This is a genomic window from Pseudomonas sp. MWU12-2345, assembly GCF_023242385.1.
Taxonomy (GTDB): domain Bacteria; phylum Pseudomonadota; class Gammaproteobacteria; order Pseudomonadales; family Pseudomonadaceae; genus Aquipseudomonas; species Aquipseudomonas gingeri_D.
The window spans coordinates 44,237-57,263 of the sequence record NZ_JALLJA010000013.1; the positions used below are offsets into that span (position 1 = coordinate 44,237).

Annotated in this window: 11 protein-coding genes and 1 tRNA gene; 3 read left to right on the forward strand and 9 right to left on the reverse strand. The window is 55.9% G+C overall.

Going from position 1 to position 13,027, the window contains the following annotated elements; all coding sequences use genetic code 11:
* Positions 1 to 14 precede the first annotated feature (14 nt).
* Genes M5C71_RS22995 through M5C71_RS23005 form a run of 3 tightly spaced genes read left to right on the forward strand, consistent with a single transcriptional unit; the run spans position 15 to position 5,948 of the window.
* On the forward strand, positions 15 to 2,438 hold the full coding sequence (locus M5C71_RS22995) for a TerB N-terminal domain-containing protein (protein WP_248768859.1): 2,424 nt from the start codon (positions 15 to 17) through the stop codon (positions 2,436 to 2,438).
* Entirely contained in the window at positions 2,435 to 3,730 is a 1,296-nt protein-coding gene (locus M5C71_RS23000; RefSeq protein ID WP_248768794.1) for an ATP-binding protein, read from the forward strand. Before M5C71_RS22995 ends, M5C71_RS23000 begins: the two co-directional genes overlap by 4 nt.
* Positions 3,705 to 5,948, forward strand: coding sequence for a DEAD/DEAH box helicase (locus M5C71_RS23005; RefSeq protein WP_248768795.1), 2,244 nt, complete (start codon positions 3,705 to 3,707; stop codon positions 5,946 to 5,948). Before M5C71_RS23000 ends, M5C71_RS23005 begins: the two co-directional genes overlap by 26 nt.
* A gap of 154 nt (positions 5,949 to 6,102) precedes the next feature.
* Here M5C71_RS23005 and M5C71_RS23010 read toward each other — a convergent pair whose 3' ends face one another.
* The 9 genes from M5C71_RS23010 to rpmI form a co-directional block, all read right to left on the reverse strand.
* Positions 6,103 to 6,744, reverse strand: a complete 642-nt coding sequence (locus tag M5C71_RS23010; protein WP_248768796.1) for a DUF4276 family protein — start codon at positions 6,742 to 6,744, stop codon at positions 6,103 to 6,105.
* A complete protein-coding gene (locus M5C71_RS23015) occupies positions 6,741 to 7,910 on the reverse strand; it encodes an AAA family ATPase (RefSeq protein WP_248768797.1) in 1,170 nt (389 codons plus the stop codon). Before M5C71_RS23015 ends, M5C71_RS23010 begins: the two co-directional genes overlap by 4 nt.
* A gap of 144 nt (positions 7,911 to 8,054) precedes the next feature.
* A tRNA-Pro gene (locus M5C71_RS23020) sits at positions 8,055 to 8,131 on the reverse strand.
* 91 nt (positions 8,132 to 8,222) lie between these two features.
* Positions 8,223 to 8,579, reverse strand: a complete 357-nt coding sequence (locus M5C71_RS23025; protein WP_017128239.1) for a MerR family transcriptional regulator — start codon at positions 8,577 to 8,579, stop codon at positions 8,223 to 8,225.
* A complete protein-coding gene (gene ihfA, locus M5C71_RS23030) occupies positions 8,560 to 8,862 on the reverse strand; it encodes an integration host factor subunit alpha (RefSeq protein WP_002553164.1) in 303 nt (100 codons plus the stop codon). Before ihfA ends, M5C71_RS23025 begins: the two co-directional genes overlap by 20 nt.
* 3 nt (positions 8,863 to 8,865) lie before the next feature.
* On the reverse strand, positions 8,866 to 11,247 hold the full coding sequence (gene pheT, locus M5C71_RS23035) for a phenylalanine--tRNA ligase subunit beta (RefSeq protein WP_248768798.1): 2,382 nt from the start codon (positions 11,245 to 11,247) through the stop codon (positions 8,866 to 8,868).
* 35 nt (positions 11,248 to 11,282) lie between these two features.
* Positions 11,283 to 12,299, reverse strand: a complete 1,017-nt coding sequence (pheS, locus tag M5C71_RS23040; protein WP_103496466.1) for a phenylalanine--tRNA ligase subunit alpha — start codon at positions 12,297 to 12,299, stop codon at positions 11,283 to 11,285.
* 110 nt (positions 12,300 to 12,409) lie between these two features.
* Entirely contained in the window at positions 12,410 to 12,766 is a 357-nt protein-coding gene (gene rplT / locus M5C71_RS23045) for a 50S ribosomal protein L20 (protein ID WP_100940175.1), read from the reverse strand.
* A 27-nt stretch (positions 12,767 to 12,793) separates the two neighbouring features.
* Positions 12,794 to 12,988: a 50S ribosomal protein L35 gene (gene rpmI / locus M5C71_RS23050; protein WP_002553160.1), complete on the reverse strand. Its 195-nt coding sequence runs from the start codon at positions 12,986 to 12,988 to the stop codon at positions 12,794 to 12,796.
* Between the last annotated feature and the right edge of the window lie 39 nt (positions 12,989 to 13,027).

The following is a 13,027-nucleotide window of genomic DNA, read 5'->3' on the forward strand; positions in this document are numbered from 1 at the left end:
GGTTGAAACGACTCATGGCAAGGAAGAAGGCAAAAAACTCCACAAGTAACGGCATCCTGATCATTTTCGCTCTGGCCTTCGGCGCAGTCGCATCAATCCCGAAAAATGCTTGGATCGCCATTGGTGTTATTGCTTGCATTGCCGCGGTTTTTTGGCTGCTGGTTCGTCGCTCAAGGCGGCATGCTGAGCAATTGTCAGTGACCATTTCGGAGGCGGAACATCTGCGAGAGCATCAACGATCCGGCCTCACTTTCTCTATGCGTGAGGTTTCAGGGAGCCATATGGGTACTGAGGAAGCCTCTGACTTTTACACTGTCCAACTCGGCTCAGCACCTTCAAAGTCCTTCAAAATTCCAAATGCGAGCACGCAAAAACCTGATGTTCGCTGGGTACCAGCGGGTGAATCTGTCACCGTTTCCGGCTTTTCAATTCCCGGTGGCATGTTCTATATGGGCAGCGTGCTAGGTGGCCGGCACGATGCCGAAGAACCCTCACTGATAAACCCCAAGCTCCGTATCGCAAAGACACACGTCGATCTAGAAGAACCGCTGATGTCCTATTGGCCCAGTTTTCACTCCATCACGTCAGAGGCTCGCCGTGGATACCTTCAATGGCTGGAGGGTGGTCGTCGTTACCCACTGGCAGACACCGGCTACGTCTTTTTGTATTTCTATGGTCTAGAACGCCGAGCACTCGTTGACGCAGTTAGTGACCCGGGCGTCAAGGCTGAGCTTCCTTTGATCCTCGAAGAAGTCCAACGCCTATTGAGTATCTATGGGGAAAATAGGTCATTCAGGGGATATGCGGAAGGTTTTCTGGATTACCTGAGCAACACCAAGATCGATCCAGACCTTTACCTTGGCCCACCTCCCAACGTTGTCGCTTGTAGCTACGAGATGCCACTGCCACTGCGCGTAGGCCTGGGGCAATTCGCTTCCAACAAGCGCCCCCTTGATGCCGATTGGGCATTAGCCTGGGCGCTAGCTGACCCCAACATCAGCAAACGCACGCCCGTGACCCGCTGTAAGGATGTCTTTTCGAGACTGTTCAAGCTTAAGTACACAAGCGCCCATCCTAAGGGTCTTGTCCTGGCGCAGAACAAGACCAAACTTAAAACCAGCTATCGGCCGGCCTCGGCGGTCTTAATGGCGCCCACGCTTAGCTTGGGTGACCTTCCTGATGTCCTAGCCACGTCAGGCACACGAAAGAGCCTGCAGTTGCTGGTTGAGCTATGCACTACCGAGCTTGAACCCTACAGCCGATATTTGGGCCGCAACCCTGATAGCGCAGAAGCTCTCGAAGGTCTTCTGCAGCTTCCCGTCGCTCTCTGGCCGACGGCAGCTCGTACAGAATTGGACGAGCTTCAACTCAGAATTGGCGACGACCTGATTGTCATGAGCTTTGGCGAACTCGCAGGCCGGTTCAAGAGCGCCGGCGCCCTGTCCCGCGACAAAGTACTTGCACTTGCCCGCGCACTGGAATCGCTTCACATCGGTATTGAACCCGACGTACTGGCTGGCAGTAAGACACCGAAGACAGAGGATCAAATCGCGCTGTTCGTGACTCAACCAGAAGATGGGGCACTGCGAGCTTCTGCAGCTTACAATGCTGCTTCGGTGACGCTCGACCTTGCTAGTGCTGTGGCTTCTGCCGATGGTGATACCTCCACTGAGGAAGTTACGCTGCTTGCTCAACACATCGACTCCTGGAATCACCTGAGTGTGGCCCATCGCAAACGCCTTAAAGCACACCTGCGAATCCAGATCCAACAACCACCAACGCTGACCAGCCTGAAGAAAAAACTCGCCCCACTAACGGTCGAAGCCAAACGCACGATTGCCAGCTTTCTGGCCCATCTGGCGCAAGCTGATGGCATCGTCAGCCCATTGGAAGTGAAACTTCTTGAGCGCGTTTACAAGGCCCTGCAGCTAGACAGTCAGTTGCTGTACAGCGATCTCCACGGTGCTGCATCTGGAGCAAGTATTGCCTCCGTAAAACCAAAAGCCGGCACTCCTCGTTCCGAGCCTGGTACCCCGATCACCGCCACTGCGAATCAAGGGTTCGTGCTTGATCACGAGCGCATTGCAGAACTGCAACGAGAAACCGCAGAGGTCTCCGCCCTCCTTGCCAAAGTCTTCACTGATGACCAGGTTGACGAGCCGGAACAGTTGGTCGATGTGGCAGAATCAGTACAGGAATCGAGTGCAGACATTGATGGTCTCGATTTAAAACACTCTGCATTCCTTCGGTTGCTGATCTCACGCCCTGAGTGGAGCCGCTCCGAACTTGAAGCTGCCGCCAGCGACATGGAGCTGATGCTCGATGGTGCCCTGGAACAAATTAACGACATGGCTTTTGAACGTTTCGACATGCCCGTCACTGAGGGTGATGACCCTGTCGAGATCAATACAGACATTCTGGAAGAGTTAGCCCTATGAGCACTATCAGAGCCAAGGATCGCGATGCGGTCATCCAGTCGCTACGCGCAGGCGTCGTTCCTCGCGTGGGCCAACACCTGATTCAGGTTGGCCGGGTAGGCGAACTAGATGCACTGATCAAGGACGTCAATCGCCTGGTTGAAAGTGGATCGGCATTTCGAGTCGTCATTGGCGAGTACGGTGCGGGCAAGACGTTTTTTCTGAACCTGGTACGAGCCATTGCCATGGAGCGCAAGCTTGTCACCATGCATGCCGACTTGAACCCAGATCGCAGATTACATGCCACGGGTGGACAAGCACGTTCGCTTTACTCCGAGTTGGCTAAAAACATGTCGACGCGTACGAAGCCCGACGGTGGGGCTATGCAAGGCATTGTTGAGAAATTCATCTCTCAGGCCAAAACCGAAGCCAAGGCGGCGGGTACGGACAGCGAGACTGTTATTCGTGCTCACCTGGCCGAGCTGACCGAGATGGTCAACGGGTATGATTTTGCGGAGGTGATTGCCGCCTATTGCCGAGGTTTCGAAGAAGGCAACGAGCAGCTCAAGGCCGACGCCATCCGTTGGTTGCGTGGAGAGTTCACCACTAAGACTGATGCCCGAGCAGCCTTGGGCGTACGAACCATCATTGATGATGCCTCCGTCTACGATCAGCTCAAGCTCCTGTCGAGATTCGTCAGACTTGCAGGTTTTGGCGGTCTGATGATCTGCCTCGACGAACTGGTCAATCTCTACAAACTGGCCAATACCCAAGCTCGTAATGCCAATTACGAACAGATCCTCCGTATTCTCAACGACTCTCTGCAGGGATCGTCCGAAGGGCTTGGTTTCGTTTTAGGTGGCACGCCTGAGTTTTTGATGGACACTCGTCGAGGGCTATTCAGCTACCCTGCCCTGCAATCTCGATTGGCCGAGAACTCGTTTGCGAAATCAGGATTGGTGGATCTGTCGGGGCCGGTCATTCGCCTGACCAGCCTGACCCCGGAAGACTTCTACGTACTGCTTCAGAAACTTCGTCACGTATACGCTGGCGGAGATGCTGAAAAGTACTTACTGCCTGACGAGGCGCTCCCACTGTTTATGGCGCATTGTAATCAGCGCTTGGGGGAAGCCTACTTCCGTACGCCGCGCACCACGATCACAGCGTTCATCAACCTGCTAGCCATCTTGGAGCAAAACCCAGGCGCCGATTGGCGGACGCTGCTTGGAGCTGTCGAGGTCGCCCGGGACTCAGGCGGCGAAGACGATACCAAAGTCGATGCGGACGATGAACTTGCCACCTTCATACTCTGAGTCATCGGGTTTCGATCAACTTGAGTCCCGAATCCAGCGATGGATTTGGGCGGAAGGCTGGACTTCTTTGCGCGACGCCCAGGAATGGGCGGTACCTGTGCTGGTGGATGCCGATCAGGATGTCATCATCGCCGCAGCAACAGCGGCAGGCAAAACCGAGGCTGCTTTTCTTCCCATCCTCACCAATCTGCTGAATCATGATGACCCACCCGGTTCGGTGCTGTATATCAGCCCGCTCAAGGCCCTGATCAACGACCAGTGGGACAGGTTAAGCCGTCTTTGTGAGCAGCTTGAGATTCCCGTAGTGGCTTGGCACGGGGACATCTCCTCAAGCAAAAAACATCGTTTTTTGAAGTCCCCTGAGGGGGTGCTTCTGATCACTCCTGAATCCCTTGAAGCCCTGTTCGTCAACCGCGGTTCTAGTCTTGGCGGGGTGTTCCAACACCTGCGCTATATCGTCGTGGATGAGCTGCATGCGTTCATCGGTAGCGAACGAGGCAAGCAACTTCAGTCACTGATGCATCGGGTAGAACTTGTTGCCGGGTACCGTCTCCCTAGAGTCGGGCTCTCAGCCACCCTCGGCGACATGAAGATGGCGTCGGAGTTTTTGCGTCCGGGAAATGCCGATGGCGTTACCGTCATTGAATCAAAAAGCTCCAACCAGACTCTCCAGGTGCAAGTTCGTGGTTACATTCAGCCACCCATGAGCGAGTTCAAGAAGAAGCCCATAAAGCTTTCTGAGCAAGAGGGAAATGAAGACGAGACAGAGAACGAGGCAAGCCCAGACTTCGCGATCGCTGATCATCTTTACAAGGTGTTACGCGGCAGTAATAACCTAATTTTCCCAAACAGTCGGTCACAGGTTGAATGGTACGCAGATCAACTGCGTCGGCGCTGCGAGAAAGACGGCATGCCTAACGAATTCTGGCCTCATCACGGTAGCCTTTCGAAGGACCTACGTGAGCAAGCTGAGCATGCTCTCAAAACAGGGACTCACGCGGCATCCGCGATTTGCACTACGACGCTTGAGCTCGGCATAGACATCGGCAGCATCAAAACAGTCGTGCAGATTGGTGCCCCACCATCGGTGGCGAGTCTGCGACAACGTCTAGGGCGATCGGGAAGGCGCCCAGGAGAAAAAGCAACGCTGCGCGTTTACTGCAAGGAATCGCCACTCAAAGATGGATCGAGCCTCTCGGATCAACTGCGCCAAGGTTTGGTTCAAACCATTGCCATGGTTCGACTGCTGGCCAAGGGGTGGTTTGAACCTCCCAGGGCTCAAGGCATTCACGCGTCCACCCTCGTTCAACAATGTCTTTCAGTGATTGCCCAGTGCGGCGGTGCATCTGCTGCAGATCTCTGGAAAAGTTTGATTGCTGAGGGAGCATTTCCAAAAGTTGAGAAACCAGACTTTGTGAAGCTGCTCAAGGCGCTCGGAGAACACGAGCTCATTGTTCAGGACAGCTCAGGATTGCTGCTTCCTGGGACGGTTGGAGAGCGATTGATCAACCACTATGAGTTCTACAGCGCATTCACCAGCGACGAAGAATTTCGCCTTGTATGCGCTGGTAGGGCACTGGGATCTGTGCCGGTAAGCCGTCCACTGACCAAGGATCAGCGCATTATTTTCGGAGGCCGGAGGTGGCAGGTTCGTGATGTTGATCTCCAGGCCAAAGTCATCATCGTTTCAGCAGCCCGCGGTGGTGCCCCTCCTCAGTTCGATGGTCTGGGTGCGATGGTGCATGACAACGTACGCCAAGAGATGCGAGCCGTCTTGGTAGACACACTCCCCTGCCCCTTTATTGATCAAGTGGCTCAAGAGCTTCTCGACGAGGCTCGAAAGACATTTGTTTCGCTGGGCCTTGGTAAGCGCTACATAGTAGAGTCGGGCGGAAAATGCTATTTGATGAGCTGGCTAGGTGATCATGCCAACGATGCACTGCGCTTGTTACTCAATCATGTCGGCCTTTCTTGTGATAACGCAGGCCTTGCCATTGAGGTTGACGCCGACATCGGTCGAACCCAAATGGCGCTGAAGGAAGTCGGAAGCCTGGATGCCGCTGATCTAGACTCGATACTTTCGGAGGTAGAAAACATGCTGCGCGAAAAGTGGGACTGGGCGCTGCCGCAATCCTTGCTGATGAGGTCGTTTGCTTCCATATCGCTCGATATCTCGACCGCAATTTTTTTTGCACAGAGTCATTCTGTAGAAAAATAAGCAGAAGAAACTGCCCTGCATTGATCCGATGCAACGACACAAAAACACTGCGATGCTTCGCCGCTGGGCTGGTGATGTGTATCAGCGTGTCATTCGGAACAGATATTTAGTCCCAATCTGCCCCACGGCCTACCTTGACCTCGATGTTCACACGTCACATACGCAACTCAAGAATCTCAAAAAACCGCTTAGCCCAAGGAGAAGCCTCGCTCACCTTGCCCGGATCGATCAACCCCAGCAACTTGAAAGAATGCTCTCCCTTACCGTATTGACTCTTGGATTTGCAGTCTCGGGTGGCCTTAGCCAGAGCGTCGTAGACCTGCTGTTTTGGCACAAGCTCAATGGGGTTCCCCATTGCAGGTAATTGATTCTCCTGAAAGCCCTGCCCGAAAAAATCCTTGAGCGTCTGTCGATCCGCCAACAACCAGCTTTCCATGCACTGCACCATCAAGTGACAGTGCAAATCCTCTGAGCCTGCGGGCTTTTGCCAACCATCGCCTTTACGCTGCTGCAAATGCTGCCAGGGCAGCCATTTTGCCCGGTCGGACGCTTCGTTTGCATCGCTAGGTTGCCCAGCATCGGATACCGGCGCTTCACTATCGACCAACAACATCGCCGGCTCACCAATATGAATAGCCGTACAAAAAGAATCAAACGCATCGTTACGGCTACCGCACGCCACGATCCTGGGCATACGCCCCTTGAAACCGGCCTTTTCAAGAAGCTTAGAAAAACCTTCGCGACAAGCTGTTTTCAATGAAGCGGCGTTGCCGCCTCCTTCGACGTAGAGTTTCACCAGCGTGTTCCTCCGATCTCACCCCGCGTCCACAACTGCCCGAGCCTGTACTTCTCCAGCCAGGGCTTGAGCTTTTCAGCATCCAATCGCGTCAGTGTCGTACCCGATTCAGTTTTTTCCGCCACCAGAACAGATTCCGGCTGATCGCTCATGGCATCTACCAGCACATCGGAATGCGTTGTCACAATCAGCTGAGTGCGAGTAGCCGCGTCCTTCAGCAGCTCTGCCAAGGTCGGCAAAATGTCAGGGTGCAGCCCAAGCTCCGGCTCTTCGATACAGATCAGCGGTGGTGGGTTGGGATGGCACAGTACGGCCAGCAGACACAGATAACGCAAAGTGCCGTCAGACAGTCGGGTCGCTGGTACAGTCATTCCACCCTCGTGGAAAAACACCTGCACCGTGCCGCCCTCGATCTGCACGTCGTAGTCATCAATACCACTGTAAAGTGCCTGCAAGGCCGTCAACAGACGCTGCTTGACCGCAGGGTCGCGCCGCAGCCGATTGAGCACCAACCCCAGATTGCTGCAGTCCGGCTCCAGTACGTCGTTGGGCAGGTCCGCTTTTTGCGGCAGTCGAGGCGCCGTATAGCGACCGAAACTCCATTCCCTATAAAGCCGAATTTTGCCTAGCGTCTGCCCCAGATAAGTTATTTCGGGATACTGATCCGGATCACGACGCTGAGACAGAATGGACTTTTCCAGATCGACATCTTCCTGACGTAGGGAACGACTCTCCCCACCTTTCAGATTCAGAACGGGTCGACCACTGTTGAAGTGGTAAAAAAAGTACGGCTGAGAATGCTTCGGACCATCCGGCTTTTCATATTCGACTCGCTCATCCGCGATCTCGAAACGCTGCCCGACCTCAGTAAAAGCCAAGTGATAACGCAGATTCTGCGGTCCCTTGGGGTGAGCGAGCAGAACATCAATAGAGGCGACTGGTGTAGCTGGCGCACCTTTCCAAAGCCAATCGCGAACGCCCCCTCCTTCACGGATAGGCTTCAGCAATTGCTCCGGCGCGCTACGCAACAACTCAATGGATTCCAACAGGTTGGACTTGCCCGACCCGTTAGGCCCGATAATGACATTCAGCGAACGTAGAGGAATGGCGGTGGATGACGCGCCGAAACTCAGAAAGTTCGTCAGTTGAATGGACTGGATCAGCATTGCGTCTGCTCCTGGGTTAAACGTCATTAGTCTCCCGCCTTGCCACTCCATCATAGATGGAGCGTTTGCTGATACCTACACAAGGCGAGATATCTCCGGGCATAAAAAAGCCCAACCGGTAAAGATTGGGCTTTTTCAAAAATATGGTCGGGACGGAGTGATTCGAACACTCGACCCCTAGCACCCCATGCTAGTGCGCTACCGGACTGCGCTACGCCCCGACTAGGCGTGAAACTGGGTTTTGCTTCTTGTGGAAGCGAGGAGAAATATACCGCAAGCTTTTGAAATGTCAAAGTATTTTAAAACCTTGAATCACTTCTTCAGCACCACCAGCACATCCTCCAGCTCGGAGATCATCTGGCGGATCAGTTGCTTGTACTGGGTGCTGTCATCCTTGGCCTCATCGCCGGAGAGACGCAGACGCGCCCCACCGATGGTGAACCCCTGGTCGTACAGCAACGCGCGAATCTGCCGGATCATCAGCACGTCATGGCGCTGATAATACCGGCGATTGCCACCACGCTTGGCGGGGTTGAGTTGAGGAAACTCCTGTTCCCAGTAACGCAGCACGTGCGGTTTTACCGCACACAGCTCGCTGACTTCACCGATGGTGAAGTAGCGTTTGCCTGGGATCGGCGGAAGCTCGTCGTTATGACTTGGTTCCAGCATAGGCCTCAACTCGGGCTTTCAACTTCTGCCCTGGACGAAAGGTGACCACACGGCGAGCCGTGATCGGGATTTCCTCTCCCGTTTTTGGATTGCGGCCAGGCCGCTGGCGTTTGTCCCGCAAGTCAAAATTGCCGAAACCCGACAGTTTGACCTGCTCGTTGTCTTCGAGAGCGTGTCTGATTTCTTCAAAAAACAGTTCGACCAATTCCTTGGCCTCCCGTTTGTTCAGACCCAGCTCCTCGTAGAGACGTTCCGCCATTTCAGCTTTCGTCAGAGCCCCCATACGTCACTTCCTTAACGTGGCGTTCAACCTGGTTTCGAGCGAGGTGAGGATATTTTGCGTCGTGGAATTCACCTCATCGTCATTAAGAGTGCGCGATGGATGCTGCCAGGTCAAGCCAACTGCAAGGCTTTTTCTATGCGGATCAATGCCTTTACCCTCATAGACGTCAAAGAGCCTGAGCTCTGTGAGCCATTCGCCTGCATTTTCACGGATTACGTCCAGCACGGCACTGGAGGCCACACCCTTGTCCGCCAGCAACGCCAGGTCACGACGCACTTCAGGAAAACGCGACAGCTCGCTGAATTTAGGCATTTTTCCCAACGCCACTTCAGCCAATACCAGCTCGAAAACGAAGACCGGACGGTCGAGACCGAGGGTTTTCGACAATTCAGGGTGGATTGCGCCGATGAAACCGACCAGACGCCCTTCCCGCTCGATGCGCGCGGTCTGACCAGGGTGCAACGCAGGGTGTTTGCCCGGCACGAAGGTGAACGAATCCAGCGCACCGGCAAAGCCCAGCAGCGCTTCCACGTCAGCCTTGACGTCGAAGAAGTCGACGGTGTCGCGACCCTGTGCCCAACCTTCCGGCAGACGGCTGCCGCACACCACACCGGCCAGCATCGGCTCTTGCTTCAGGCCTTCCAGCTGACCGACAAAACGCAGGCCGCTTTCGAACAGACGCACGCGATCCTGCTGACGGTTCAGGTTGTGCTGCAACGCCTTGACCAGACCTGGCCACAGGGACGAGCGCATAGCCGCCATGTCGTTGGAGATCGGGTTGGCCAGCAGCAACGGCTCGACGCCCGGGTTGAACAGTTCGAACTGTTTCGGATCGATGAAGCTGTAGGTGATCGCTTCCTGGTAACCGCGAGCCACCAGCAGACGACGCAGCTCAGGCAGGTCGCTACGGGCTTCAGCCTTGGCTTGTGGCGCCAGGCGGGCTTGCGGGTAACGAACCGGCAGGCGGTTGTAGCCGTACAGGCGCGCCAGTTCTTCGATCAGGTCGACTTCCAGGCTGATATCGAAGCGATGGCTTGGTACTTCTACCTGCCACTGCCCTGCTCCGCTGGCAACAATACCCAAGCCCAGGCCGGACAACAGGCGCTCGACCTGCGGTGCGTCCATTTCCATGCCCAGCATCTGGGTGATGCGCTCGGCACGCAGGGTCACCGGTGCAATGGAAGGCAGGTGCGCTTCGCTGACGGTTTCGATGATCGGGCCAGCTTCGCCACCGGTGATTTCCAGCAGCAGGCCAGTGGCGCGCTCCATGGCTTCACGGGCCAGTTGCCAGTCCACACCACGCTCGTAGCGGTGCGAAGCGTCGGTGTGCAGGCCGTAGGAGCGAGCCTTGCCAGCGACGGCGATCTGATCGAAGAAAGCGCTTTCGAGGAAGATGTCACGAGTGCTCGCGGTGTTGACGCCGCTGTGCTCGCCCCCCATCACGCCGGCAATCGCCAGGGCGCGGGTGTGGTCGGCAATCACCAGGGTATCGCTACGCAGGGTGACTTCCTGGCCATCGAGCAGCACCAGCTTCTCGCCTTCTTCAGCCATGCGCACGCGGATGCCGCCATTGATCTCAGAGAGATCGAAAGCGTGCAGCGGCTGGCCCAGTTCGATCATCACATAGTTGGTGATATCGACGGCGGCGTCGATGCTGCGCACGTCGGAACGACGCAGGCGCTCAACCATCCACAGTGGGGTCGGCTTCGACAGGTCGACGTTACGGATCACACGGCCCAGGTAACGCGGGCAGGCTGCCGGCGCCAGGACTTCGATCGAACGGACTTCGTCGTGTACAGCAGGTACAGCCGGTACTACCGGACGGACGACCGGAGCGGCATACAGCGCGCCAACTTCACGGGCCAGACCGGCCAGGGACAGGCAGTCGCCACGGTTCGGGGTCAGGTCGACCTCGATGCTGGCATCGTCCAGGCTCAGGTAGACACGAATGTCTTCGCCGACCGGCGCATCGGCCGCCAGCTCCATCAGGCCGTCGTTGCCTTCACCGACCTGCAGCTCGGCTTGCGAGCAGAGCATGCCGTTGGACTCGACGCCCCGCAGCTTGGCTTTCTTGATCTTGAAATCGCCGGGCAGTTCGGCACCGATCATCGCGAACGGGATCTTCAGGCCCGGGCGCACATTCGGCGCGCCGCAGACCACCTGGAAGGTCTCCGAACCATTGCTGACCTGGCACACACGCAGCTTGTCGGCATCCGGGTGCTGTTCGGTGCTGAGGACTTCACCGACAACCACGCCGCTGAACGCGCCGGCGGCCGGCGTGACGCTATCGACCTCAAGACCGGCCATGGACAGACGAGCGACCAGCTCGTCGCGGCTCACTTGCGGGCTTACCCAGCCACGCAGCCATTGTTCACTGAATTTCATCCTGCTCTCCTAATAGATTCGTTACGGGTCGCGACCTAGCGAAATTGCGCGAGGAACCGCAAGTCGTTGTCGAAGAACAGGCGCAAGTCGTTCACGCCGTAACGCAGCATGGCCAGGCGTTCAACGCCCATGCCGAAGGCAAAGCCCTGGAACTCTTCCGGATCGATCCCGGACATGCGCAGCACGTTCGGGTGAACCATGCCGCAGCCCATGACTTCCAGCCAGCCGGTCTGCTTGCAGACGCGGCAGCCTTTACCGCTGCACATCACGCATTCCATGTCGACTTCAGCGGACGGCTCGGTGAACGGGAAGTAGGAAGGACGGAAACGCACCGCCAGTTCCTTCTCGAAGAACACCCGCAGGAACTCTTCGATGGTGCCTTTCAGGTCGGCGAAGTTGATGTCGCGATCAACCAGCAGGCCTTCGACCTGATGGAACATCGGCGAGTGGGTGATATCCGAGTCGCTACGGTACACACGGCCTGGGCAGACGATGCGGATCGGCGGCTTTTTCGATTCCATGGTGCGGACCTGGACCGGCGAGGTATGGGTGCGCAGCAACATGTTGGCATTGAAATAGAAGGTGTCATGCATCGACCGGGCCGGGTGATGGCCTGGGATGTTGAGCGCTTCGAAGTTGTGGTAATCGTCTTCCACCTCGGGACCTTCGGCGATGCCGTAGCCGATGTGGGTGAAAAATTGTTCGACACGTTCCAGAGTCCGGGTGACCGGATGCAAACCACCGGAAGTCTGGCCGCGGCCAGGCAGGGTCACGTCAATGGACTCGGCCGCGAGCTTGGTGGCCAGGTCGGCCTCCTCGAACGACGCCTTGCGCGCATTGAGAACCTCTGTGACACGCTCCTTGGCGACGTTGATCAGCGCGCCGACTTGCGGACGCTCTTCTGCCGGCAAGCTGCCCAGGGTCTTCATCACCTGAGTCAATTCACCTTTCTTGCCAAGGTACTGAACCCGGATTTGCTCCAGGGCATTGATATCTTCAGCGCTTTGCACAGCCTCGAGAGCTTGAGAGACCAGCGCGTCCAGGTTTTCCATGTACAGACTCCAGATACGAAATAGGGGAAGAGCTTAAAGGCTCTTCCCCTATTTATGACGTTTGACACCGAACCCCGCAAAAGCGAAGCCCGGTGATTGTCGGGGGGTACTTAAGCCAAGGTGGCTTTAGCTTTCTCGACAATCGCAGCAAACACCGCTTTTTCGTTCACAGCCAGATCAGCCAGAACCTTACGGTCGATTTCGATCGACGCTTTTTTCAGGCCAGCGATGAAACGGCTGTAGGACAGACCGTTGATACGCGCACCAGCGTTGATACGAGCGATCCACAGAGCGCGGAACTGACGTTTTTTCTGACGACGGTCGCGGTAGGCGTATTGGCCTGCCTTGATGACCGCTTGCTTGGCAACACGGAATACGCGCGAGCGAGCGCCGTAGTAGCCTTTTGCAAGTTTCAGAATCTTTTTGTGACGCTTACGGGCAATGACGCCACGCTTTACACGAGCCATGAGTTACTTCCTCTATTCAACCAAAAATTAACGAAGGCGCAGCATGCGCTCGACTTTTGCCACGTCAGACGGATGCAGCAAGCTGCTACCGCGCAGTTGACGCTTACGCTTGGTCGACATTTTGGTCAGGATGTGGCTCTTGAAAGCGTGCTTGTGCTTGATGCCGTTAGCAGTTTTCAGAAACCGCTTGGCAGCACCACTTTTAGTTTTCATCTTTGGCATGTTCGGATACTCCGCATTCAGTTGATAAACATAACCGCA